21 protein-coding genes are annotated in these 25,522 nt (G+C 53.8%); 10 read left to right on the top strand and 11 right to left on the bottom strand.

Features of this window, described 5'->3' with window-relative positions; genetic code table 11:
* Nucleotides 1-121 precede the first annotated feature (121 nt).
* The 3 genes from LBW87_RS19930 to LBW87_RS19920 all read right to left on the bottom strand — a co-directional run bounded on the left by LBW87_RS19930 (nt 122) and on the right by LBW87_RS19920 (nt 6,690).
* Entirely contained in the window at nt 122-2,518 is a 2,397-nt protein-coding gene (locus LBW87_RS19930) for a hypothetical protein (RefSeq protein WP_225203209.1), read from the bottom strand.
* 1,491 nt (nt 2,519-4,009) lie between these two features.
* Complete coding sequence (locus tag LBW87_RS19925) at nt 4,010-6,475, bottom strand: ATP-binding protein (RefSeq protein WP_225203208.1); 2,466 nt, start codon at nt 6,473-6,475, stop codon at nt 4,010-4,012.
* Nucleotides 6,472-6,690, bottom strand: coding sequence for a hypothetical protein (locus tag LBW87_RS19920; protein WP_225203207.1), 219 nt, complete (start codon nt 6,688-6,690; stop codon nt 6,472-6,474). The genes LBW87_RS19925 and LBW87_RS19920 overlap by 4 nt, the downstream gene beginning before the upstream one ends.
* A 198-nt stretch (nt 6,691-6,888) precedes the next feature.
* Here LBW87_RS19920 and LBW87_RS19915 point away from each other — a divergent pair, with 198 nt between their 5' ends.
* The gene (locus LBW87_RS19915) at nt 6,889-7,473 is read left to right on the top strand and encodes a hypothetical protein (protein ID WP_225203206.1); all 585 of its coding nucleotides are present in this window, start codon (nt 6,889-6,891) and stop codon (nt 7,471-7,473) included.
* A gap of 126 nt (nt 7,474-7,599) precedes the next feature.
* Here the strand turns inward: LBW87_RS19915 and LBW87_RS19910 are convergent, their stop codons facing one another.
* The 4 genes from LBW87_RS19910 to LBW87_RS19895 all read right to left on the bottom strand — a co-directional run bounded on the left by LBW87_RS19910 (nt 7,600) and on the right by LBW87_RS19895 (nt 11,171).
* Entirely contained in the window at nt 7,600-8,478 is an 879-nt protein-coding gene (locus tag LBW87_RS19910; RefSeq protein ID WP_225203205.1) for a DUF2971 domain-containing protein, read from the bottom strand.
* Between the two features lie 153 nt (nt 8,479-8,631).
* Entirely contained in the window at nt 8,632-9,372 is a 741-nt protein-coding gene (locus tag LBW87_RS19905) for a hypothetical protein (protein WP_225203204.1), read from the bottom strand.
* A gap of 963 nt (nt 9,373-10,335) precedes the next feature.
* On the bottom strand, nt 10,336-10,842 hold the full coding sequence (locus tag LBW87_RS19900) for an XRE family transcriptional regulator (RefSeq protein WP_225203203.1): 507 nt from the start codon (nt 10,840-10,842) through the stop codon (nt 10,336-10,338).
* A 5-nt stretch (nt 10,843-10,847) separates the two neighbouring features.
* On the bottom strand, nt 10,848-11,171 hold the full coding sequence (locus LBW87_RS19895) for a hypothetical protein (protein WP_225203202.1): 324 nt from the start codon (nt 11,169-11,171) through the stop codon (nt 10,848-10,850).
* Between the two features lie 498 nt (nt 11,172-11,669).
* Here LBW87_RS19895 and LBW87_RS19890 point away from each other — a divergent pair, with 498 nt between their 5' ends.
* The 4 genes from LBW87_RS19890 (at nt 11,670) to LBW87_RS19875 (ending at nt 16,058) form a co-directional block, all read left to right on the top strand.
* On the top strand, nt 11,670-12,635 hold the full coding sequence (locus LBW87_RS19890) for a hypothetical protein (RefSeq protein WP_225203201.1): 966 nt from the start codon (nt 11,670-11,672) through the stop codon (nt 12,633-12,635).
* A gap of 74 nt (nt 12,636-12,709) precedes the next feature.
* Nucleotides 12,710-14,275, top strand: coding sequence for a DUF5677 domain-containing protein (locus LBW87_RS24020; RefSeq protein ID WP_225203200.1), 1,566 nt, complete (start codon nt 12,710-12,712; stop codon nt 14,273-14,275).
* 521 nt (nt 14,276-14,796) lie between these two features.
* Complete coding sequence (yfcF, locus tag LBW87_RS19880; protein WP_225203199.1) at nt 14,797-15,429, top strand: glutathione transferase; 633 nt, start codon at nt 14,797-14,799, stop codon at nt 15,427-15,429.
* 98 nt (nt 15,430-15,527) lie between these two features.
* Nucleotides 15,528-16,058, top strand: a complete 531-nt coding sequence (locus LBW87_RS19875; protein WP_225203198.1) for a toxin — start codon at nt 15,528-15,530, stop codon at nt 16,056-16,058.
* Nucleotides 16,059-16,146: 88 nt separating this feature from the next.
* Here the strand turns inward: LBW87_RS19875 and LBW87_RS19870 are convergent, their stop codons facing one another.
* Entirely contained in the window at nt 16,147-17,031 is an 885-nt protein-coding gene (locus tag LBW87_RS19870; protein WP_225203197.1) for a LysR substrate-binding domain-containing protein, read from the bottom strand.
* Between the two features lie 205 nt (nt 17,032-17,236).
* On the opposite strand from LBW87_RS19870, the gene LBW87_RS19865 reads away from it, so the two are divergent.
* Genes LBW87_RS19865 through LBW87_RS19845 form a run of 5 tightly spaced genes read left to right on the top strand, consistent with a single transcriptional unit; the run spans nt 17,237 to nt 22,803 of the window.
* Nucleotides 17,237-17,986 carry an SDR family NAD(P)-dependent oxidoreductase gene (locus LBW87_RS19865; RefSeq protein ID WP_225203196.1) on the top strand — a complete coding sequence of 250 codons (750 nt, stop codon included), beginning with the start codon at nt 17,237-17,239 and terminating at the stop codon, nt 17,984-17,986.
* Nucleotides 17,987-18,033: 47 nt separating this feature from the next.
* Nucleotides 18,034-19,071, top strand: coding sequence for a TRAP transporter substrate-binding protein (locus tag LBW87_RS19860; RefSeq protein ID WP_225203195.1), 1,038 nt, complete (start codon nt 18,034-18,036; stop codon nt 19,069-19,071).
* The gene (locus tag LBW87_RS19855; RefSeq protein ID WP_225203194.1) at nt 19,068-20,924 is read left to right on the top strand and encodes a TRAP transporter large permease subunit; all 1,857 of its coding nucleotides are present in this window, start codon (nt 19,068-19,070) and stop codon (nt 20,922-20,924) included. The genes LBW87_RS19860 and LBW87_RS19855 overlap by 4 nt, the downstream gene beginning before the upstream one ends.
* Before the next feature lie 32 nt (nt 20,925-20,956).
* Nucleotides 20,957-21,802 (top strand): transketolase, encoded by an 846-nt coding sequence (locus tag LBW87_RS19850; RefSeq protein WP_225203193.1) that lies wholly within the window; start codon nt 20,957-20,959, stop codon nt 21,800-21,802.
* Nucleotides 21,799-22,803, top strand: a complete 1,005-nt coding sequence (locus tag LBW87_RS19845) for a transketolase family protein (protein WP_225203192.1) — start codon at nt 21,799-21,801, stop codon at nt 22,801-22,803. Before LBW87_RS19850 ends, LBW87_RS19845 begins: the two co-directional genes overlap by 4 nt.
* 111 nt (nt 22,804-22,914) lie before the next feature.
* Here the strand turns inward: LBW87_RS19845 and LBW87_RS19840 are convergent, their stop codons facing one another.
* The 3 genes from LBW87_RS19840 to LBW87_RS19830 all read right to left on the bottom strand — a co-directional run bounded on the left by LBW87_RS19840 (nt 22,915) and on the right by LBW87_RS19830 (nt 25,505).
* Nucleotides 22,915-23,859: a DMT family transporter gene (locus LBW87_RS19840; protein ID WP_225203191.1), complete on the bottom strand. Its 945-nt coding sequence runs from the start codon at nt 23,857-23,859 to the stop codon at nt 22,915-22,917.
* A gap of 149 nt (nt 23,860-24,008) precedes the next feature.
* Nucleotides 24,009-24,614 (bottom strand): isochorismatase family protein, encoded by a 606-nt coding sequence (locus LBW87_RS19835; RefSeq protein WP_225203190.1) that lies wholly within the window; start codon nt 24,612-24,614, stop codon nt 24,009-24,011.
* Between the two features lie 63 nt (nt 24,615-24,677).
* A complete protein-coding gene (locus tag LBW87_RS19830; RefSeq protein ID WP_225203189.1) occupies nt 24,678-25,505 on the bottom strand; it encodes a pirin family protein in 828 nt (275 codons plus the stop codon).
* Nucleotides 25,506-25,522 lie beyond the last annotated feature (17 nt).

Here is a 25,522-nt window from a genome sequence, read left to right as displayed (position 1 = left end):
TATGCGTACATTATAGGCTGCCTAAAGCACGTGAATCTAAGGAGTGCGGGGGGAATAAATGCTGAAGAAATTATCAAGATATATATCCCACGCCTGCCTTGGTAGCTTGCCTTGCATGAGCCTAAGGTTTCGCTCGTTGTATCTGCGCAGCTTTTTTCTGAACCATCTGCTCCATATCTAGCGCGAGAAAAACCACATAGCACTTTCTCTCGCCAATCGTGTAGTACGCTTCAAATCCAATTGGACACGAGTCCACCTTCGGCAGGTCGTCAATTCTCACTAGGTGAATTTCAGGGTGAGGAGGATTCCGACACGCATCCTTAAGAAAATTAAGCACACCGGCACAATTAGAGTTCATCACGTAAGTGACATGGAAGAAATTCGAGCATTCACTGTATCCAAGTAGCTTTCGGAAATGAGAACTCAGAGGTCCCTTTTCCACGGAGCCAACCTTGAGCGCCTCAATAACTGCTAACTCGGCCGTTCCTTTACTAATGACAAGGTCCCGATTTCCCGCACCGCCGCGCTCTGACCATCCACCTCGTGATTGGTCTTCAACTGCCCACTGAGGAAACACCAGGCGCGAACGAAGCAACTGTTTGAGCACACCCGAAATATCATTCTCGCTCACCACTGCAAGGTTCTGCATCATCGGTACCAATCCAGTTAAGCTTGCGCATGCTTCTCTCACCTCTTCCATCAGATATTGATGGAGGTTTCCGCGAGAGTGAAGTATTTGTGCTTGGTCGACGTGCCCTAGTCTATGAAATTGTGCTATTGCATGCCGAATGCCCGGCAATGGATTTTCATCAATGGACAAATGCGGAGCAGTAAAAAAAGGCCGTTTTTCATCGATATTGGCGCGTATTCCTGCTAAGAATTCCGTCCTTCCAAATTGCCGCTCCGCAGCCATTAAGATAGTTTTAGCCTCATCTACGGAGCTAATACGGGCAATCGCAAGTGCTCTAAATCCCTCGACATTCTCCATCGGATGTTCGTCGCAAAGGGAGTTGAGCAAATTCAAAGTCTGGCTTGGCTGACCGGCAGCCAAATACAAGACCGCACGATTGAAGTCCAGTATCCGGGATTGTTTTTTATCAAGCTTGACCCGCGGAACCAAATATTTTCCAGCTCCAAGTAGAAAACGACGTGCTTCCGCCAACGAGTCCCCACGCAGAATCTGCAAAGAATCAGTCCGAAGTATTCGGTGAACCCGGGCCGCGAAGAGATTAAGGGGGTACGCCGTAGATGTCCGATTTAGCGTTTCCAACTCTTTGAATTTGGCTTCCGCGACCGCAATATCTCCATTTGGATTGGACATCTCTGCAACTGCTTGAAAGAAGTTGATAATTTCGTATTGCCTCCGCAGCTCCATGTCATAGTCGTTTCTGTTCGGTGTACGAGCAGCGAGTCCCTTCCAGTCTTTCTGCAGAAACTGCACCCTAAGTTCAGTACGTAACAAATCCAACTCACGTCCCTGAACTGGTCCCAACGTCTCCACGCTTCTCAAACTTTCGACAAAAGGAATTGCTGCCTCAACCATTTCGGCATTGAGTAACGCATCAATACGAGCATTGAGTGCTGAAATACTGTAAACAGCTTGGGTAGACGCTGGACGCAGCGCATTGATTCGCTTTTTAATTGGCTGATGTATCAATTCGGACGTTTCCGCCACAATTCCTGCCAATATTGCAGGCTCGTCGATTTGGCAAATACTGCTGACCAATATCTCCACGCATTCTTTTGGAAGCCGCATCAATGCGGCTGCAAAGTCTTTCGCAATTGAGGGCTCCTGAGAAGAGTTATCACCGAACCCCATTGCTGGGGAAAACGCCGCAAATTGGTTACGGTCAGGACGGTCAGTGGCACCAATCTCGATGGCTTGGGCCAACGCTTCTACCAATTTTTCTGGTGGCTTTGTTGGCCAGCCAGCTATAGCTCGCGCCAACAGTCGCGCATGGTGGCGAATCCGAGCGCAAGCATCCCAAGAAAAATCAATCACGTTCGGCTGTGAACTCTGTTCGTGCTCTAACCGCCATTTTTCGATATCCAAGATGCCTGCAAATCTTTCCCATAATTCCCCCCCCGCTCTTATGGCCAACGCACACAAAGCATGCGCACCATTCACATCGAGCATTTGTCGAGATAGATAAACATCTCTAAATAGAATTACATCGAGATAACACCCGACAATGGATTTAGGTTCTATCCGCTCCAGGCAAACATCGTCTGCAGCCAAATCCAGCGCTGCACAAAACGTGGTTAGCGTGAAATTTGACTTGTGAGTTTCGTTGATTAGCTCAAGTACAACCGAATCGTAATAAGCGCCAGATGTCGACATCAGTTCTTCGCGCAGGAGCGCTAGGCTTTCTCGGCTGCGACTTACATTACGTGGTCCTTGCGTCAACTTGAAAACATACTCATACAGCGACGCCATCTCGCAGGCGGGAATCTCATCATTTTCTAGGTGCGCGCCAAGGACCGCTAACGCATCATCAAAAGCTAGCAAGTTGGTCACGGAATTTGCTGGGGCCTGAAACTCGTTGAACCACCCTGCATCGTGGAAGTGCCAACTGGCGATAATGCTGCAAGCGAATGTGCACGTTTCCTTTGCCAGGAGCATGTCGGCAAGTATGGCAGGGCAAGTCCGGGCATGCGCATCTATCATCCCAAGCACAACAGGTCTCTGGACTCCCACCTTCATCAACCAAGGTCCAATGTGACATGAGTCAAATGGACTATCACTTAATGACCTTAAGAGCAGACCAACTACCGCCGCGCCTCGCGTCTCTATGTGGTCATGAAAGGTATGCTCAGGCAATCCACGTTTTAGCCAATATGCCCGTTTGAGAGTCTCGGTTTCGAGACTTCTAAATGCCCCTCCCGACTTCAAAAGCGCCTCCGGTCTTCCAACCTGCGCTTCGAATTCTGGCCAATTCGGAGTTGAAGTGGGATATTCAAGTACCCTTTTGGCAGTCTCTACGAAAGTAGCGAGATGCTCGTCGCGTAGATATTTGTACGCTGAAAACTGTGGGTGTCTGAAACAGGAACGCCGGTCTAGCCAGCGGCTAAATCTAGCATCATCGTCGGATATATCTTCATTTTCTGGTGTGTCCCACAATCGAGCCAATACCCACCCTGGCGCTACGCACGAAATCGACAAAGGCACATAGGTTCCCTCTTCGACCTCGTAGAGAAGGTCTCTAACCCTGACGTCTTGCTGAAGGCCTGCTGTCGAAGTGCTATAAAGATGTTCATTCCGCTTCAAATCTATAGTGCGCAACGCCTTTGTACATTCTTCAGTGTGGCGCAAGAGTTCATAATGAATAGTCCGAGGAACTGAAAATCTGTTCCACGATTGTAGAATCCAACCCGCGTCCAGCATCTCGTTGAACGTTGGAACGGGATTTAAGCCCTCGAAGGAATATTGGCCGCCAGAGACCCGAATACGGACGGATATCTTCCCATCTCTTGTTGTAGTTATCGTCTCATTTTCGGTTCTCTCGCTCCGAGTATTTTCCGTCGCTGTTAACGGCGACTGTTCTCCAATCTGTTGCTCAAGTCGTGTGGCCTCGTAGGCAAGCCTGGCACACTCCAGGTCCGCACCTGATTGAATTTCTAGTCTCTGCAAGAACACTACAAGCTCTCTATCCGAGAGCGGAGGCGTCGGTTCGAAGCGCGAATCTACACGGCCATCTTGATTTACCGGTAGGAACCGTATGAAACGCTCACGCAGAACTTTCCGTGCCTCGGTGAAATTTAGACCGCTATCAATTCGCCTCACTTACGCCCCTTATTGGAATATCACTTACGCCAAGGATAGCAGCACTTGGTTTAGTGGTATCGGCCACATTCCCCAACTGGACTACAGAGAATTCTCATCGGGCCGCAGCATCGAACATCCCATAGCTCAAATGTGAAAAGAGCCACCTATATTGGCGGCTCTTCTTATGTAGTCCAGTACCTCGGTTTCTATAGTGCCTATCGCAGCACAACATAATTAGAGCCGTTAGGCGGCGGCCTTCTTCTTTGTCGTAAAATGCGACTCACCGCAAAGGCATGTGAGCGATTCAGCCTCTCCATAGTCAGGAGTGATGTATAGAGTCGAGTTGCATGTCCGGCATAAGAACAAATCCTCAAGTGCCCGAAACGCCTTCACAACATGCTCAAAATCACCCTTATGCATGTTTGCCCACTCGTTATAGTGGACCAATGTATTGAGCTGCCACTGCTCAGCCTGGGTAGCCTGCGTTGCTAAGTTGAATGACTCTTCACGTGCCACGATTACAGCGGACTTCTCGGTTTGGCCCCAAGATTCAGTAGCCACTCGCCCCGCCTTAAGTAGCTTCTTCATCTTGGCAATCGCATTAGGAAGCAACGCCCCCAAGGTGAATTGCATGTCACCTCGAAATTCAACACTTGCCCGAAGCGACTGGCACAATTCCTTCGATAAATATTCAAGATAATTTCGCAACAGTGCTGCGGCCGCCCTCACGTCATTCTTGGCTAACAACTCCTCAAGTTCTTGCCACACATCCTTTCCGTCCCATTCCGTAGGCCCAGCGTCAACGTTCCAGGTTCGAAAGTGAGCGAACTGCTTTCCATCTACAAGGCCAGCCGACCGCATGTGCTTCAGCCAAACTTCATCATGAGTTGTGAGCACAAATTGGGTATTGGGGAATTCGCTCTTGAGCATGCGACTTACTTCGCGCCGGTGCCCAGAATCCACAGACATCAATACATCGTCCAGCACCGCAAAAATGAATGCATCCCCTGCGAGGTGACTCATCAACGCCAGATAGAGGCATAGCCCCATACCGTCTTGATGCCCTTCACTGTGATAAGCACCTGGAGGAAAAAAACCGCGTCCATAAAAGTCCACGTCAAAGCCCAGCTTACCCATCGACGGCTTTAGTAAAGCCTTAAAGTTATCCTCGTCATCGTGATTCACCAGCCGATATAGCCGGCTGAACGATTCCTCAACGTCTTTGTAAATCTTATCCAACGCTGCCGTCGTCGATTCCCCGAACGTATCCAAAACGGTCTTAGCAGTTTCAGCAGCGCTCGCAGCCTTCTTCAGCCGTAGAGATGCATCGCGATAGGCAACCAATCGCTCTTGCCCCACACTCAGGAAGTCACGGGCTGCATCTTGCTGAGAGGGCTCTGGCAGCGCTGCTACCGCCACTTCAAGCTTGGTGAGCTCGTCACCAATTGCGGTCGGCACGACGGATATTTCAGCAAGAATAGCTATTGTCTCCTCCAGCGGTAGGAGGTTCGACAACGTTTGAATTTTCGCGTCTGTGCTAGCCACGAAATTCTTCACCTCTGGACACTCTACGGGCGGCATTAGCTGCGGGCCATACTTCGCAGCAGTAAGTAATGAACGCCTAAGCTCCCCCAGACCCGTGATTAGTGGCTGTATTTCATTCGCGGCATCGCTCTTCTTCTTCGTTGCCGCTGCATACTTATTTAGCTTCTCTGTGAGATGCTTTCGGAAATGTTCGGGCGTCCAGGGCGTATCGCAAACAGGGCATACTTGCTCGTCGTAGCTTTTCAACGCAGCCTGAATCAGCTGCGATTTGGAAGCGCCTTTAAGAAACTCTACATCTGATGTAAGTTGCGCCACTTGAAAGGAGGCCGCTGTAATCCACGCCTTGTGTTCTTCGCCAACCAGATTCTTCAGCGCCAATCGCGTCGTTTCCAAGTCTGCCTTTGCCACAGCCTTAGCGACCTTGGAAGCTTGAATCGGAGTAGCGGTCGTAGAAACCAGACCATCCTTGATGGAAGTATTCGCCTCCAGCTCCGCTATTGGCGGAAGGCCGAGGAGCGCACGCTTAGCGTTTGCCGCCTCAAGTATGCTTGCGGCTGACAGCTTGGTCACAGCTATAGCTGAAGTTAGCGCGATGCCGGCGCGGTCCCTTGCATCCTTCTGATTGGTAAAGTCCTTCGTGCACGCATTTGATATCTTTTGCAACAGAGCGCGAGTCGCCTCAATCTCATCAAGCCGGAGAAGCTCTTGCACTTCCTGTGAACGCTTACCTGGTTCGGCCAGGACATATCGAATCAGTTCGCGGCGGGACAGCTTGAATTCAGGATGAAGCGAAACCTTATTCAGAACCGCACGGATTTCGGCTGTGTCTGGAACCAACTTGGGCGTCTTCGCTGCCTTTACTGTTCGAACGATTGTGACATCCTGCTTCAGCGATGGGATATGCACGGTAAGTGAAACTTGAGCGTTTTCCGGCTTGTTTCTGCTATCGACGTGCGGCCCATGCTCTTTGACGGTCAGCCCTCCAGTGCCGGCGCCTGATAGACGCGAGATATTCCCGGTTAGTGCAAACTCAATGGCGTCTACGATTCCGCTCTTGCCAGTGCCATTCGGGCCGCAGATAGCGAAGTTTTTTTCATTCAGGTTCAGCGTAAGTTCGCGCACACCGCGGAACTCACGGATAGAGATTTGTTTGGCCCGAATCACAAGGCGTCCTCCCCGAACATCGCCAGGCGTAACGTGATATCTGTTGGCTTGGCACCAGAGAGTAGCGTCTCTTCCAGTTTTTTGGCGATTTCACCATAGCCCTCCTTCTGAGCCAGGTCATCAATAAATCCGCCAATAATGCTGTGCGCAATACTCCCGTTACCCCGCACCACTTTCTCTCCGCCGCTTTCAGCAGCTTGTGTTTCTGGACTCATGCGCTTCCTCCCCTACAGAGATGCTGCAATTGAGCGGTGACATTGCGTCACCTCGTATTCCTGACTCCCCGTCAGAATTTGTGAATTTACTATGTTTCATCAACTCTTGCCTTGATTCAGGATGGGCAGCACGGAATTGACAATTGGCAACATTTCGGCGACCTTATTGCCTCGTGAAAACACAATAAGGGGAAGATATTGTCGAAACGTTTAATGGCCGCTTTCGCTGCTAGCGCGGTGTTGCTAACTGGCTGTCTGATTCCTGAGTCGTTCAAGGCCAAGGCCGATTTCGCATCCAATGGCGACTACACATTTGCCTACGATGGCACCGCAGTGCATGCGATGGCTGCCGCTGAAGAGAAGAAGACCGGCTCACTACGCGCCAAAGATGAAGAAGGTCTGAAGGCCGAAGCGGCAAAGATGAAGAACGACCCAATGGTCCAGTCCGCTGAATACCTTGGACACGGCCGCTATCAGCTCAAGCTTCTGGCGAAGAAAAAGGCTGGCGAGAACCTGAAGATGATGGAGATATTCTCGGTCTCACACGCCAAGGATGGCGTTATCACAATCTCGTCTCCGAAGCTGGCCGCAAAAGACGTCCAAGAGCTTTCAAAGTTGGGTATCAAGATTGATGGCACCTTGGAAGTGGTCCTGCCCAAGAATGCCACAGTGATATCTCACAACGCTACGAGCGAACCTAAATTCTTCGGCCTCTTTGGCACCTACGCTTGGAAGATTGGCTCTCTCGACCAACGACCTGAGATGAAGATAAAATTGAAGTAACCGCCAGCGCCGACCTCAAGTCGGCGCCTTTCATTCAGGGCGTAATTTCTCAACCCGAACGCCTTCTGCTACTGTCCCTCGCGGTTGTCCATCGAAATTCGGTGCACCATGCACTTCACTGGTTTTTCACCAACTGGTAAATGGTAACGGTGAGACTTTGACGTCGACATCAGTCAATCCGTTCGACTTCAGCAACATTTCGACAGATAGCTGACAGCGCCTTTGGTTTGGATTTGGGCCTATGATGACTTCACGAAGGGCTGACTTTGCCACATTTGAGAGAAGCTCTAACTCGACATACGGCGCTAGGCAGGACGAATTCGCGCGAAACTTCACCATCTCTTGAGGCTTATTGGCGACGATACGCCACTCTGACTCTTCATGAAATCCTTCGTTTTTGAAGAGAGGGACAAGTTCTGCAACTTCGGCGCACAACCAGGTAACTGCTTCGATTGCCTGTTGCTTACCAGGTCCTTCAGAGGTCATTTGTTGATAGTTAAAATGCGCATCTACTTGGCTTTTGGAGTCTAAGCTATCGTACTCAGCCCTCGTTATGCTTGGCTTTGGAAACATGTCAAAGCACTTTTCTACGAGAGAGTTAACACGATGGAACTGTTGTTCGTGCTCGTAGATACACTTCTCAAGCCTGTATCCTTTCCCATCGCAAAAGTTCTGGACTTGAGGAACAGCGAACCCAAGACAAACGCCGGCACCCACAGGACAGTATCCGCGCCATTGGCTAAGGACGTCGCCCCCCGCACTGAAGGAGGCAACGTAGAGACTATCCGCCAAAACAGCCTGAAGGCCGTCTCGAACCGCCCAGCCAAAAGCTGCGAGGTAGTCATCTTCCATAAAGATTTGACTGGCTATCCTCTTCGCAAATGACAATCCATGAAAAAACTCACTCGAGTCATTTAAGAACGAAGTATGCGTAGCCCAGATGGAGCGACTTCCAAGAATTCCAGTGATACCGTTCAGGCTCGTATAGTGATAAAGCGTATCCATTACCTGTCGCAGATGATTGAGAATAATTACCGGCGTTAAGCTAGAGAGCTCGACTACGCGCAAGCATAGCGGCATCTCTGTTTTAAATGGCGCAAAAACATCGGTAGCGACCTAAAAAAAGCCGACCTTGAAGTCGGCTCCACATACTCCAGGCTACTTCACAGCCCCTTTATCACCGTAGCCAAGTGGCTCAACTTCGAGTGTAAGAAGCCTTTCCAATACGTGCCTTTTGCAGCGGAACGAATCCAGCGCACTCTGCAGCCAAGCGCCATCTCTTCTCTCCAGCCAACTCATCGCGACGGCGTCGCATTCCTGAAGAGTCGCATAGTAGGCGTTAGGGCTACCGCCCGTTCGAGGGTTCAGCATCACCTCGACCGCAATTTCCGAGTGCCCAATATCCCTGATTTTTACCCGGGCAAGGTCACCAGTGGTCAACTGAAACTCGAAAATATGAGACCCCATTGTCTGATGCGATGGCCAACGGTTGTCGTCAAGGCGAAGAGAAAAGAGCCGTCGACGTAACGCCTCGTTGACGGCCGAAACCATCAAGTTTCGCCACGCCTTTTGCCGCTTGGTTTTATATTCGATGTCAAACGACCGCAGACACAGCGTCTCCCGCATCTCCGGAATATCGGCCGCATCAAAGAAGAAGTCGTTTGCAACGGGATACCCGAGTGCATTGAGCCGTTTCGTCAGCCGCTCTTCGTCCACGATATAGAACAGAGGGTCATTACCCTGTAGTTCCATTTCTTTGAGCAGCGCAGCGTTGGTGTTGAAGCCGAGCGCATATGCTAAAGCTTCAGACAGATGAGCAGATTTGCACTCATCGAACCATTTGGTCAGGTCAGTTTTGACGGCCTTAACGGCCTGAGCTGAGAGCGGAATGCTCGCCATGGATACACCTCAATCGTCTATATGGCCGGCGTTCGTCGTTTAAGCACCGACCTCGGATTGAAGGTCAGGAAATATTGAAGTGCATCACCTGTTTAACTCGACGACAAGTTGGGTCCAGGAAGCCTAGAAACAAGATTAGTCATCCGTCGAGTTCGTGTCAAGCAATCCATAAATGGCACCCGGCTCCGTACTTATCCCCGTTTTAGTTGGAAAAGGCTGTGGATAACTCAAGTTATTGGCTCGCCATGCTGGTTCCTGATTGGGCGCCACCAGGACTGCCTATTTATTGGGCATGAATGCAGAAGCCCCGACTAGCGGGGCTTCTGGTCCATCGGGTCCGATTCCTCTTACCTAGCGGTTGCTAGGCCAAGCCGAACTTGGCGGGCGACCTCTCGAGTCGGCTGAAGAGGTCCTTGAACATAGGTTATCAAGCTGACGCTGAAACTGCAAACATCAATGCAGCCAGGGCGCGATGCCGTCCACATTCTCCAACAGATAGCGTAGTGCGACCTCCTTGGCGGCGCAATAACTTCACTCTGCGCGTTCTCTATAGTGCCGGCAGGATGAGCTAACACCTCTTCGCCGAAGCGAATCTCAGCGTCTGTTGCCGCTTGAATCATTTGCATAAATCAGTATTCAATGCCAATTTATGCAAACGGTTCAGGACCATTTTTCCCACAAAGAATCTTGGCTATGCCTTCAATCGTCGATTTCGCGAACATCAATGCAACCAGGGCGCAAAGCCATCGACGTGTTCAAGCACGTATCGTAGAGCCACCTCATTTGCAGCACTGAGATTCAACCCAGCATAGTTTTTTGCGAGACGAATGGACACTCCCACATGGAGGTCGACTAGATATGGGCCGTTCAGTCGCCAGCCAGGGCGGAACGCTAGGTCCCTTTGGATGCAGACGTGCACAGATTCGCCAATATGGATATTGGACGGAATGGAGAACTCTTCCACTAGCTCGAGGACGGCTGACATATCTCAAAGCGAACACTCTTCCCCGCTCGCAATAACTTGTCCACGAGGGCATCAATGGTGAGATTCTGAGGATTCATCCTGGTTATTTCATACACCCGCGCAGGCTTCACCCCAAATATTGCTGCGGCGCCGGCGTACGTGAGCTGATTCGCTTCAATCCAGGCAGTCAGCTCGGTCATTAGGCGTTCCATGATGACCAGTCTCGCCATGAGAAGCTCGTCCACTTTCTCTCCGTTTTCCGGAACCTCCGTCGAATACAGAACCGCAGTAGGTATGGCCCTTTCCACGTCCGCTACAGCAATTCGAATTGCCTGCTGCAAAGAAGTAGAACTGCGCGCGAAATCGAGAACTATTTGCCCTGGCGCACCTATCTCAACGAGAGCATCCATGCAGCCAGCCTCGCCGAGCCGTTCGAGGATATCGTCCACATCACTGGCGGCGTCGGCCGGGTCTAGCCGGTATCGGAGGATAAAGTTGTGCTCCATATACCTCAGTCCTCCTTGGGCGAAGCAGGCTGCTCGCGGAGACGGTCAACAGCAATCTGGACCTTTGTTCTGACGGTGGGTTCTGCCGCCAGTCCGTTGCCCTGCCCCTTCATGCGCTTCAGCTCATCACTCTCGAAAATGTCGAGTTCGAGACCGAACCGGTCCAGGACTGTCATCAGCTCCATGACCGAGTAGTCGCCGGCGGCGTCCAGGATGCGCACGATGGTGCCCTCTGCCAGTCCCAATTCGATGTCCAAGGCGGAGTAGTTGAATGCTCTCTCGCTCAACTCATTGCGAAGGAAATTGGAAATGTCGTCGAGGGAGTTCATGGGAGAGCGAGTCTACTGAACCGTGATATTGTTGAGAAAACACATCCTTGAACTACCCATGACACCTACCGAGCAACGGAAATTAATCGCAGTCTGCACGTGACTTTGCCCTGACAACCTCGTTGCGCTAGATGACCCGCGACGCCCGATAATTGCGGCTGAAATGCTGGATATCGGAAAGGTAGCATCCGTGAAAGGAGCACTCGCCGTCATCGAATGGTGACGTCAACTTGATGAGTGGGCACAAGAGTTCGTGTTTAGTGTTCGCAGGTCGACCTCAAGGATGAAACTGACCGTTATTTAGCGAGACCAGTCATCCGCACCTCCTTAGGCTGTGTAATTTGAATACCGGTCATTGAAGGCAGTTTAGGGCCACTGACTAGAGCCAGCAAGATGGCCAAAATCTAGCGCCTCCTCTAAAGGCGTTAATGCCCGCTATTGCGGACGTAATGAAGCCAAGGACTGCAATAGCAGACAAATTATTAGTGTGAGAATTTTGTGACGACAACTACCAAAGCCCCACCGATTCGCCTCCCTCGCAGCTTTAATAAGGTTTGGGAAGATTCTTTGATAGTCGCCTTGCGCGACCTCCAATGGCAACATGGTGCCAAACCATTGGGCGTGCCGGAGCTAATGGTCAAAATGGATGGAAACGTTGAGACCGCCACAGCAGATGTTCTGTATGCCATGCAAGGAAGATTTTTCCTGTTCGAACTAAAGTCGAGCGCATCCGACTCAACCAGTGAGTCCATCAAGCCGATTATCAAAATTTTCGGTGCTATCGATAGACTGCGGAGCGCTGACAAACAGAATCCCACTAATTCGCCTTCTGAAAAAGCACGTGAATTATTCTATAAGATGTCCAATCTAGGCCACCATTTGGTGATGGCTGATGTCACGAATGAGCCCTATCAAGTGGGGAGCATCCCGCACCAAGAAATTTCTCTGATGTCTGCGCACTACTACAAAGTGGCCACGAAACTTTACGCAAACAGAAAATACAAGGCAGTACCGGACTACGACCTTAGCGTAACTACCTACAAAGGATTAAAAAATTTAGGAGGAGGCATTAGCCTTCTCGGCCTAACTGCCGAAGCAATGGCCGCATATATCCATTTCCTTGTCAAAGCGCACAAGGCAGCTACTTCAAAAGTAAATCATCCATTAAAAGCCGTAGTTTGGAGCACGACCGGCTTTGCGTGGCCATGTGTGAAAATGGATGACCTCTTACAGCTCTCTGAATGGCTTGGAGTCGCATCCCAAGCCGGGCCAAATAGCTTTTGGCCTAATCTACATCCAACAATGAGTGACTTAGTAGCCCTGTTGGGCAGCAGACACAGCCGCTCCTTCTGGCTCTTGTTCTCGCATAAATCAGTGAATTCGCGCACGACCTTCCAGGCACCTGTACGGCCACAGGCACATCAGCAGCAAACTAACAATCCAGATAGCAGCTTCACACCTTAGTTGAAACATCAGGCCTGAGGCGAGTAATGGATTCGAACGACTACAGCAATTCAAAACAATAAAAGGGGCCACCAGTGAGCACAAAGGCATCGAAAAAGAAGACCAAATTCCAAGATTTCAATTATTCATCGATTTTTGAGCATCAAAAGGTCGGCAAGAAAATGGTGCCACCCTTGAACAAGCTGCCCATCACTAAGAACTCCTGGCTCGATGATGGCGCACCTGAAATGCTCTGGGCCTTTGTGGTCGCTCAAGCACTTCCGCGCGAAGAGTATCTAAAGTGCTTCCGAGTCGTGACGGACTGGTGCATCAAGAATCTTCCGACACATGAAGAACAAATGAAGGCAGCGCCCGCGGCCAATCCCGCTGACCCCGTAGGCCCTAGCTGCGATATCGAGATGACTGAGCTCGCCAAGCTATCGAATGCAACATTCGACGACCTCGCTGCGCTTTTGAACAACTGGCCAAATTGTGCTGTCGGTCTTGCGACCTTAGGAACACTGACCACTCTCCCCGGCTATGAACACTGGGCTCGCTGCTTCCCTACGGAAGAACCGAATTTCGACGTACTCGCAGCAGCAATGGCTCCAGCAGCTGACCATCAGTCTGAAATAAGCACGGATATTCGATGGTTTAAGGTCTACATTGGAATGGCATTCGGCAAAGTGCAATTTCCCATCAAGATGAAGAAGGATGTCGAAGAGATTCTTGATTTTCCAAATTCAGGAGATTTGCGACAAGTTCGGCCCTTAATTCGCTCTATGGAAGGCTCATTCAGGTCCATGAGGGCGCCGCTAACATGGATGACCGACTTCTGGGACGAGCTCTATCAGCGCACCGGGTGCATCGACTCGTCAAAAAGGACGGACTATGAAGTGCAGGTGGAAAAGAAGGTTAAGCAGGAAGACCTCATTGCCCTACGGATGAACGTGCTCAATGGATTTGTCGATACAACGACCACCACGGCTATTGATTATCGACACGATGGCGCCTTCGGCATCATGCTATACGCGCTCTCCGTCACAGCTGAGGTATGTGGCCCGTCCAGAGCATCCTTGATTACCGGCCGTATTGGGCTGCGGACTTTGGCTGAACTCTACATCTCGTTCGCGTATCTCGCTGCAAAGGACGACAAGGAGCTTTGGTATGAATATCGAAATTTCGGCAACGGGCAGACAAAGCTCGCCTTCCTGAAGACAGAAATTGGGGACGGCACGGTGCCCGGATTCATGGACCAGGAGGCTCTCTTCCAGATGGCCAACGAAGATACATGGCAGGAATTTGTCGACGTCAATACTGGACACTGGGCCAATTTGAACCTGCGAAAGCTGGCCATGGAGGGAGGAACGAAGGACGTCTACGACAAATACTACGACTGGACCTCAACGTATGCACACGGCCACTGGGGCGCTATCCGCGATTCCAACTTCGTGACCTGCTTCAACCCGTTGCACCGCTTCCATAGAATTCCGCGAATAACCCATCGCCTGTTGCCGGCGGTCACCGCTGATGCCGTGGAGCTACTAAACACTATGTTGGCCCTCCTTTTGAAGCTCTATCCGGCGTTGGGAGACATACCCGCAATCCCTTTTCATGAGAGGTCTGATACGGCGCAACCCCAGGCGGCATCTGATAAATAGCTCTTTCATTTGGTATTTTTGGAATACGCCGGAATTTGCACACGCATGGGGTCGTTGAAGCTATACGTGATGGCAGAGGGAGAGAAAATTCGACTTCTGAATCATGGGCTTATATGCCTTGGTGCCAAATCTCCAAAACCTTTTCATTGGGGAATAACACTTGTATCTGCCAAAAATGAAAGGCCTCCCGTTAAGAATGGGAGGCTTTTTTTTTCGCTAACGAATCGACCCATAACCTAATACCAACCTAAAAATAGCGACTTTCATTTCTGACGACTTGCGCTAAAAAAGAACGCCTTTGCCCCCCCATATTCAACCTAATTTGCGCCCCTGATACCAATGAATAAAGTTGGTCGGGCCCGAATAAAGATGGCCGGAAATTAAAGCTGCGCCAAAAATTAAAGCCACCTATCCGGCTGGCTTCTGTTTTGAGACACTGGCAATGTAACTTCTGCTATCGGCGGCGGTTTCAACCGCCGGTAGAAGCGGACTTCGAAAGACATAATTGGAAAATTACATCTATGACTAGCTCAGCTTTACATCTATATGCGGATGCGCAGTTCGCCAGCCCCTATGCAATGTCCGTATTCGTCGCTTTGGTCGAAAAGGGTTTGAAATTCGATATGTCCACCATAGACCTTGGGGCGGGGGCCAATAGGGATGAAGCTTATGCTCGGCTATCGCTAACCGCTAGAGTCCCTGCGCTGCGTCATGGAGAATTCATTCTTTCCGAGTCATCCGCAATTACCGAGTATCTGGATGAAGTGTTCCCCAACAACCGGCTCTATCCTGTGGATAGGAAACGAAAGGCCCGAGCAAGACAAGTTCAAGCCTGGATTCGTAGTGACCTGATGCCAATAAGGCAGGAAAGAAATACCGAAGTCGTTTTTTATGGAGCCAAAAGAGCTGCATTGTCTAACGTTGCAGAGGCGGCCGCACACAAGCTTTTTGCTGCAGCCGACGATTTGCTTGAAGACGACGCCGAATATCTCTTCGGAGATTGGACGATTGCCGACGTCGATCTGGCTCTAATGCTAAACCGCCTGGCTCTCCATGGAGACTTTGTTCCACACAAATTAGCGACGTATGCTCAGAGGCAGTGGCAGAGACCGTCCGTTCAACAATGGCTTCAACAATCGCGCCCACCACTTTGATAACTTGTAAAACGTATTGGTAACGTCCGCGAGCAGCATGCTAGTGATAGAAAGAACGCTGCCGCAGTCTAATGTCGCGCCATCTTACGAGGCCAATCATGCGCTACATTGTTGTAGGTACCAGTGGAGCGGGTAAGTCAACCTTCGCTCAGGCCCTGGCCAAGTCAACAAAATGCCCTTATGTAGAGCTAGACGAGCTCTACTGGGGTGAAAACTGGCAGGCTGTTTCTCACTCTCAATTCGAAAGTGCGGTAGATGACGCCACAGTCGGAGATCGATGGGTAGCCGACGGCAACTACAGCGCGGTACGTGAGTTGCTATGGTCGCGCGCAACTCATGTCATCTGGCTCAACTACGATAAGTCCGTTGTATTCCCGCGCGTGATCTGGCGCACTATCAGTCGCGGCATTTTTAGGACCAGACTTTCCCACGGCAACAGAGAATCATTGCGTATGGCATTCCTCTCACGGGATTCGATACTCCTTTGGGCATATACGACCTTCGAAAAAAATCGCCACAAATTCTCTCAGCTTCGCGCAGACCCGCAGTACGCTCATTTGCACTGGAACGAATTTCAACGCCCCGTGCAGGCAGAAGAATTCTTGAATAATCTGGCGATCAGGCGTTGAAATGCCGCGAAGGTGAGTCTGCAAAATTGGGGCGGATTTGGATGCAATTCAACAGCCGGTCAAACTAAGCCGCTCCTACCACCCATCTTTATTGAATCCTGGCCTGCTGACGCAACCATCCCAGAAACGCCGCAACAGCAGGACGCTTGATGTGATGTGAAGGATAGACGGCGAAGTGCGCTTTAACCTTGATGCATTTAGAAAGACCAAATACCGGCTCAAGCTTTCCTTCCTTTATGTGCTGTGCGGCCACCGTCGCGCTCTCCAACGCCACCCCCAGCCCTTGAGTCGCGGCATCAAGAGACATTTGGGCCCGGTCAAATCGAACCGGAAATTGCTCTGGCGGCCTCACCTTCGAAAATTTCCCCAGCCAGTCCGCCCACTGAATCACGCTGACATTGCTTCGAATCAGCTTCACATCCCGCAGATCTTCAGGTTTTCGAAGGCGATTCTCCCTGATGAATTCAGGACTCGCCAGCGGAATGATGCGTTCCTCAAAAAGTGGCTCGACTTGCAAGCCTGGCCAATTGGGGATGCCGTAGCGAATATCGATATCGGCCTCTCCCAGTTCGAAATTACTCGGCGTATGCGCAGCGGACAGGTTGAATGATATTTCCGGAAAGGAGCGGGCGAAATCGTTCAAGCGGAGCATCAGCCAGAGACTCGCGATGCTCGGTGCAGAGTGAATGTAAAGACTCTTGCTCACACCTTGTTTGACGTCCATCGACGCGGCCGTGATAGCCGATAACGCCCCCTGCACACGCGCCAGAAAGCTTTCACCGGCATCGGTGATGACCACCGCGTGAGAGCTTCGCTCAAACAGGCGTACCCCCAGGAAAGCTTCGAGCCTGGCCACTTGATGGCTGACCGCAGATGCCGTGACATGCAACTCGCTCGCGGCACCCGCAAAGCTTTTTCGCCGCGCGACTGCTTCGAAGGCCTGGAGATTGGGTAGCGGCGGGAGGGTAGCCATCTGCGTTCCATCCTTAACATGACAGTTTGTCACTCTACCATGACGAGACTTCGCTTGTCGTCAAGTCGTCAAAGGTTGAAGATTCGAACCCAGAACAAAAGGAGACAGTGGTAAGCGGCCGATAGAGCTGCATTGCAGCGCACAAATGCCCGCATTGTCTCCAGTGTTCCCACCAACGAACGCCAACCAACTGGAGATGTATTTCATGCTGCTCAACGATAAAGTCGTCGTCATCACCGGCGGTGCAGGGATCAACGGCCTGGGTTTCGCCACGGCGCGTCTCATGGCATCGCACGGAGCCCGGGTAGTCGTGCTGGATCTGGAACAGGCTGACCCTGCCGCTGCCGCAGCGCGTCTGGGCGAGGGTCATCTCGGCCTGGTGGCCGATGTCACAGACAAGGCGTCATGCGACGCTGCCGCTGCCGCGGCACTCGCCAAATTCGGCCGCATCGACATCCTCATCAATAACGCCGGCATCACACAGCCGGTGAAGACCCTGGACATCACCGGCAAGGATTACGACCGCATTCTGGACGTGAGCCTGCGCGGCACGCTGTACATGTCGCAAGCGGTTCTGCCTGCGATGCAAAAACAAAAGAATGGCTCCATCGTTTGCATCTCGTCGGTATCCGCACAACGCGGCGGCGGCATCCTGGGCGGCCCCCACTACTCAGCAGCGAAGGCCGGCGTACTTGGCCTGGCGCGCGCGATGGCGCGCGAGTTCGGTCCAGAAGGCATTCGCGTCAACTGCATTACCCCCGGCCTGATTGGTACCGACATCATCAAGGGCAAGTTGACCGAAGAGAAGAAAGCTGAAATCGCCGAAACCATTCCCCTGGCGCGCCTGGGTCGCGCCGATGACATCGGCGGCGCCTGCGTCTTCCTGGGCAGCGACCTTTCTCAATACTGCACCGGCATCACACTCGATGTGAATGGCGGCATGTTGATTCACTAAGCCGGCGCCGCCGGCATTCACGACATCAGAAAAACAGGAGACCAGACATGACAACCGAATACGCCAAGAAAGGCATTTCCCGCCGCCAAATGTTGAAGGCCGGTGCTGTTGGGGCAGCACTTCCCTTGTTTTCCATCATGACGCGTCCGGCCAATGCGGCCGAATTCACTTATAAGTTCGCGACCGGCCAGGACCCGTCCCATCCGGTCAACAAGCGTGCGCAAGAAGCTATCGACCGCATCCGTAGCGCCACCAATGGCCGTTTGGAGATCAAGCTGTTCCCGGCCAATCAGCTGGGTTCGGATACTGACCTGATGTCGCAAATCCGTAATGGCGGCGTCGAATTCTTCAATCAGGCAAGTGTGGTCCTCTCGACGTTGGTGCCAGCAGCTGGCATCGTCAATACCGGCTTCGCCTTCCACGATTACCAGGAAGTATGGAAAGCGATGGACGGTCCGCTGGGGGCGTATGTCCGTGCCCAGATCGAGAAGGTCGGCCTGTTGACCATGTCCAAGCCGTGGGATAACGGCTTCCGCCAGATCACCACGTCCACCAAGCAGGTCAGGACGGCAGCGGATCTGAAGGGCTTGAAGCTGCGTGTTCCTGCGGCGCCAATGCTGACGTCACTGTTCACGGCATTGGGCGCGAGCCCGACTCCCATCAACTTCAACGAAGTGTATTCGTCGTTGCAGACAAGACTGGTAGAGGGACAAGAGAATCCACTGGCCATCATCAGTACCGCGCGTCTGTATGAAGTGCAGAAGTTCTGCACCATTTCCAATCACGTTTGGGATGCCTACTGGATTCTGGGCAATCGCCGGGCCATCGAGCGTCTGCCGAAAGACATCCAGGAAATCGTCCGTCGCGAACTGGACAAGGCCGCCAGCGACGAGCGCGCAGACATTGCTGCGCTCTCGGGATTCGCGCGCAATGACTTGAAGGGGAAAGGGGTGCAAATCATCGAAGCCGACAAGGACTCCTTCAAGGAAGCCCTGGCCAAAGGCTCGTTCTACAAGGACCTGCGCGCCAAGTTCGGTGAAGATGCCTGGAAGCTGCTGCAGAACAGCGTCGGGAGCCTGGGGTGAGCACCATGTCGCTTGAGCAACCGACGGTAGCGGACACCTCGCTGTCTGCCCGCATGGAGAACTGGCTGGGTCATGCCATCGAGATTCCCGCCGCCGCGCTCGTCGTGGGTGAGGTGGGCGTGCTCTTGACCGGTGTGGTCATGCGGTTCATTTTCAACAGCCCGCTCCCGTGGACGGACGAACTGGCTTCCATCCTGTTCTTGTGGCTGGCCAATCTCGGCGCCGCCGTGGCGCTTCGTCGCGGCACGCACATGCGCACGACCGTATTACTCGGCTTCCTGAGTGAGCGCGGCAAGGCCTGGGCCGAGGCCCTGGCGGTTATCGCGCCGTGTTTGATGTTGCTCATCCTCATGGGGCCCATGTGGGAATACGCCGAAGACGAGATGTTCGTTCAGACCCCCGCATTGGGCTGGCCGAATACGGTACGCGCAGCCGCAGTCGCCGTGGGGGCGGCACTGATGATTGCGATCGGCCTTCTTCGCATCTCGCGCCAGCGCCTGAGTGACCTGGCAGGCGTCGTTGCACTGATCGTAGTCGCAGGCGCCGCAATGTATCTGGGGTCCGGTTGGCTGCAAGGCATTGGTAACTGGAATCTGGTGATTTTTTTCGGCCTGCTGCTTGGCGTATCGGTGTTGCTGGGTATTCCCATCGCTTTCTGCTTCGGCCTGGCGACGGTGGCGTTCATGCTGACGGTGACCACCAGCCCGCTGGCGGTGGTCGCGGGGCGCTTCGACGAAGGGATGAGCTCGCTCATTCTGCTCGCGGTTCCGTTGTTCATCCTGCTGGGCCACCTGGTCGAAATGACCGGGATGGCCAAGGCAATGGTCGATTTCCTGGCCTCGCTGGTGGGACACGTGCGTGGTGGCCTGAACTACGTGCTCCTGGGCGCCATGCTACTGGTGTCCGGCATTTCTGGTGCGAAGACTGCCGACATGGCCGCAGTGGCCCCTGTCCTGTTGCCGGAAATGAAGCGTCGCGGCAATCACGAAGGCGAACTCATCTCGCTGCTGGCGGCTTCCGGTGCCATGGCCGAGACAATTCCGCCTTCGCTGGTGCTCATCACGATCGGCTCGGTGGCTGGTGTCTCCATCGCCGCGCTGTTCACCGGCGGCATCATGCCCGGCATCGTGCTCGCCGTGCTGCTGGCCATCCTGGCCCGCTGGCGCAGTGCCGAAATCACCGAAGGCTTCAAGCGCGCTCCTGGCAAGGTCGTGATGCGCACCCTGGTCATTGCGCTGCCGGCACTGCTGTTGCCGATTCTGATTCGTACGGCGGTGGTGGAAGGTGTTGCTACTGCGACCGAAGTATCGACCATCGGTATTGCTTATGCCGTCGTGGCAGGATTGCTGATCTACCGCCGATTCGACTGGAAGCGCCTGTACCCGATGCTGGTAGATACCGCGGCCTTGTCGGGTGCGATCCTGTTCATCATCGGTACCGCCACCGGCATGTCCTGGGCGCTGACCCAGTCCGGCTTCTCGCATTCGTTGGCAGAAGCGATGACGAGCGTGCCGGGTGGGAAATACGGGTTCCTGCTGGTCTCTATCGCGGCATTCATTGTTCTGGGCAGTGTCCTGGAAGGCATTCCGGCGATGGTGCTGTTCGCGCCGTTGCTGTTCCCGGTCGCCAAGGCCATCGGTGTGCATGAAGTGCACTACGCCATGGTCATCATCCTGTCGATGGGGGTTGGTCTGTTCGCCCCGCCATTTGGGCTCGGCTATTACGCCGCCTGCACCATTGGCCGTGTGCATCCGGACGTCGCGGTCAAGCGTATCTGGCCCTACCTGGGAGCGCTGGTCGTGGGGTTGCTCATCGTCGCCTTCGTACCGTGGTTCTCCATCGGATTTCTCTGAACCATTACGTCTTCATCTAATAAAGGACTCTCATGTCTGAAAATCTGGCAATTTTGCGCGAGAGCGCATATCGAATCCGCCGCTTTGCCGTTCGCATGGGCGAAGTGCAAGGGCAAGGCTATATCGGCCAGGCGCTGGGCTGGGCCGACGTGTTGGCCGTCGCCTACAAGCACGCCATGTCGCTGCGCCCCGCCGAACCGGAATGGGAAGGCCGCGACCGCTTCCTGTTATCGCATGGCCACTATGCGATTGCAGCCTATGCCGCATTGATCGAAGCTGGCATCGTTCCCGAGGCAGAATTGGAGACCTACGGCAGCGACGACAGCCGGCTGCCCATGTCCGGTATGGCGACCTATACGCCGGGCATGGAAATCTCGGGGGGGTCGTTGGGTCAAGGCCTCGCCATTGGCGTTGGCATGGCCCTGGGCCTGCGCTATCAGAAGAATCCCGCTTTCGTCTATAACTCCATGTCGGACGGAGAACTGGATGAAGGTGCGACCTGGGAGGCCGCCATGGGCGCCGCTCATCATCAACTGGATAATCTCATCTGCCTGGTCGACATCAACAACCAGCAGGCCGACGGCCCGTCCAGCAAGATCATGGGATTCGAGCCATTGGCCGAAAAGTGGGCATCCTTCGGATGGCACGTGCAACGCGTGGACGGCAATGACCTGGGCGCAGTCGTGAAGTCCTTCGACGTGGCACGCCGACTGACCGAAGCAAAGCCCCGCGTGATCCTGTTCGACACTCTCATGGGCAAGGGCGTCCCGTTTCTCGAGCAGCGCGAGAAGAACCACTTCATCCGCGTTGACCCGCCTGAATGGCAGCAAGCGCTGCACATTCTTGACCAGACCTACCACCAAGGAAATCAAGCATGAATACCGTAGCCGAAAAGAAGCCGCGCCTGACTACGTCGGCGATGATTGCGTCTATCGCTGCCGAAGGACAGCGGGTTCAAGCAGCTCCGTTCGGGAAGGCGCTGGTCGACTATGCAGCAAATCGTCCTGAAATCGTCGGCTTGACCGCCGACCTGGCGAAATACACGGACCTGCATCTCTTTCAACGAGCCTACCCGGAGCGCTTCTTCCAGATGGGGATGGCTGAGCAGCTGCTGATGGCGGCCGCCGGCGGCATGGCGAAAGAAGGTTTGATTCCATTCGCCACCACCTACGCTGTCTTCGCCACCCGTCGTGCCTATGACTTCATTCACCAGGTCATCGCTGAAGAAAACCTCAACGTAAAGATTTGCTGCGCGCTGCCAGGACTGACGACCGGCTATGGCCCCAGCCACCAGGCCACCGAAGACCTGGCAATGATGCGTGCCATTCCGGGCATGACCATCGTTGACCCTTGCGACGCATTGGAGCTGGAGCAGGCAGTCCCGCAGATTGCGGCGCATAAGGGCCCGGTCTACATGCGCCTGGCACGTGGCAATGTGCCGCTGGTGCTGGACGAGTACGACTACCAGTTTGAGCTTGGCAAGGCCAAGGAGCTTCGCGACGGTAACGATGTCCTCATCATCTCCAGTGGATTCATGACCATGCGTGCGTTGGAAGTGGCGAAAGCATTAGAGGCTGACAACGTCAGCGTCGGCGTTTTGCATTGCCCGACCATCAAGCCATTCGACGAGGCTACCGTTCTGGAACAGGTCAAAAAGAAGAGTCGCCTGGTCGTGGTCGCCGAGAACCACTCCGTCATTGGCGGACTTGGCGAAATCGTCGCCACCACGTTGATGCGCAATCGCGTGCAGCCGGCCGGTTTCGAGATGGCTGGCTTGCCCGATGCATTTCTGGATGCCGGTGCGCTGCCGACCCTGCATGACCGCTACGGCATCAGCTGCGAGGTGCTGCGCGAGCGCATCAAGACTTGGCTCAAGTAAGCTAATTAAACGGGGGCGGCAAGCGGATTGGGGGCTCCTGGCCGCCCCGTAGGGCTTCGGAGAGTCCATCCCGCGCTTCACAAAAGGGTCATTTCACTGAAATGGCCCGCTTCAGTCATCTTGCTTATCCTGCTGAAGCCTGCCCCGTCGCGAAGATAGATAGATGCTCGGCAAGACCAGGGCGGCGCCAACGGCATGAAACCATTGCGGGGCTTCGCCCAGCACCATCCACGCCGCCACTGCCGCATAGATCGGCCCGAGGTAAAGCACCAGTGCGGTACGCGTCGCACCTAATTGACTCAACATGAAGGTATAGGCCAGATAAGCCATCAAGCCAGGCACCAGCCCGGCGATGAAAATCAACAGGAGCGCATGCGGTGTCAGCCATGCATCGGATGCAGTTGCTTCATAAACGGTAAATGGAAGCAGAATGACCAGCCCAGCCATTGTGCTTCCAAAGAGGCGCTGCACCGGTGTCAGGCTAGTTTTCCACCACTGCTGCAACAACGAGAAGCCGACCCAGGCGACGGTCGCCGCGACCACCCACAAATCCCCTGCCACAAAGCGGATGCCCAGCAGCAATTCGAGTCTGCCCTTGGATATGATGAATAACAGCCCGGCGATGGCGAATAACATCCCAAGCCGCTGGCGCACCGTCAGCTTTTCCCTGAGCAAATAACTTCCGATCAGTGTGATGCCAACCGGTGCGGCCGAATAAATCAGCGCGATGTTCGTGGCTGACGTGGTGTAACCGGCGATATACGGAAATGAACCGCAGATCCAGGTTCCTAACGCACCAAAGGTCAGCAACTGCTTCCATTCTCGTGGTGCATGTGTGACCAGGTTACTGCGTTCGCGCCACACCAGCGGCAGCATCAACATCAACGCAACCAGCCAACGTCCGAACGCAAGCGTATTTGGTGGAACAACGTCAACGGCACTACGCGCAATGATGTAATTGGAAGACCAGATGGCCGGCGTTACCCAGAGCAGGATCTCCGCCAACTTGATTGGTGTGAGATGAAGCGACTGCAGAAGGGTAACGTGGCGTCCCATGTTTAGCTTTTTCACCTTGTCAGGTCGGATACCTGTCATTGTGGATGAAGCCGCCTGAAAGATAGGTGAAAGTTATGAGACAGAGAACGACCGGATTCACCTGCGCTGTCCGCGTTGTTGCCGAACCTGCCGCGAAACAGCGCCCCGGCTCAGGAAATCGACGCCCCGAGCGCCGGAAAGACGTCAGTGAACAACAAGCTAATGAGCTGCTGGCCATTCGGCGTGGACCAATCCTGGGCGATTTCGGCCATCAGGGTATTGGTGGCGGTCAACACGACGCCGGCATCATGCATGCGCTGGCGCGATAATTCTTCCGACAGACCGCTGGGCGATCCCGAGGCATCCATCACGGCTTGCACATTGAAGCCTTCCAGCGCGGCGTCGATGGCGGGGAAGATCAGGCACACGTCAGTGGTCACGCCAGCCATGATCAGGTTCTTGCGGCCGGTGGCAATCACGGCATCGCGGAAGTCGGCATAGGCCCAGGCGTTGACTACGCCAGGACGCTTGATGCGAGCGGCGTGGGCTTGCGGCAGGATGTTGGCAATCTCGGGAAGAATCGGGCCCTGGGCGTTGTCTTCCTGACTGGATGTGATCACGACCGGCAGGTTGAGAATCCTGGCCATCTTGGCCAGCGCGATCGACTGGCTGGCCGCGAGCGCGGTGTCGATGTTCTTGATCAGTTGCATGGTGCCGACCTGGTGATCGATCAGCAGCAGGGCCGAATTTTCAGCCGTAAAGCGTTCTACTTTCATGGTGGTTCTCCTTTAATGTTTTGGGGCGAACAAGCGCGTCGCCCCGATGCGTGTGGCCGCCTGTTACAACGAGCCCATCTCGCCACGGTGATAAGCGGCAGCTGCCGCGTTCAACTTTTCCCGACTGGCAAAGGCCATGGGGCCATTGGAAAGTACGGGTTGATGTAACGGTTCCCCGATGAATGCTGCGATCTTCGCGCCCTGCCCCCTGGCGACCAGTTTGTGGCTGGCTGCGGTGCTTGACGTCGGCAGAATCGGTGCACCGAGATCATCGAGGCCGAATACCTGTCCATCGAGCTCGGCACTGCCGAAGATCGGCATGAAGAATGCGCGCCGACCTGCGGGCACTGCAATTTCCAGTTCGGCGCCAGCTTGCAGCGTAATGTCCAGCAACGTCACCTCGGTAGGAGGATTCAAGGGAGAACGAACATCGCCAAAGCTGCCCAGCGGGACACGAATGCGTGCCCCTGGCCGTTGCACCACTGGCACATCCTGCGGCGCCAGCGTCAACGCGAAGGGTGCTGCGTCCTGCGTGGCCTCGGGCAGATTGACGAATATCTGCAGCAGGTGCGTGGTACTGCCGAGCACGGCCGGATTCTCTTCATGAATGACGCCGTAGCCCGCAGCAGTCCAATGCAAGCCCCCCGGTTCGATCAGGTTCTTGTTGCCACGGGAATCGCGATTGACGATGCCCGTCTCCGAATCGAGGAACAGGTAAGTCACGGCCGAGAAGCCGGCATGCGGATGCGGCGGGAACGTCGGCGCGCTCATCCAGGCGTGGTCGATCCCCATGAATGGGTCGAGTTGCGACGACTCTGATGCATGCAGCCGATAAGCGCGGAAGTCGCTGCCGCGGTTGGCGCGTTGCATGCGCGTGATGGTGGTATTCATCGCCATCTTCCTTTCTT

The organism is Herbaspirillum sp. alder98, from assembly GCF_020179755.1.
GTDB lineage: Bacteria > Pseudomonadota > Gammaproteobacteria > Burkholderiales > Burkholderiaceae_D > Herbaspirillum.
This window is presented reverse-complemented; position numbering and strand designations above follow the sequence as displayed.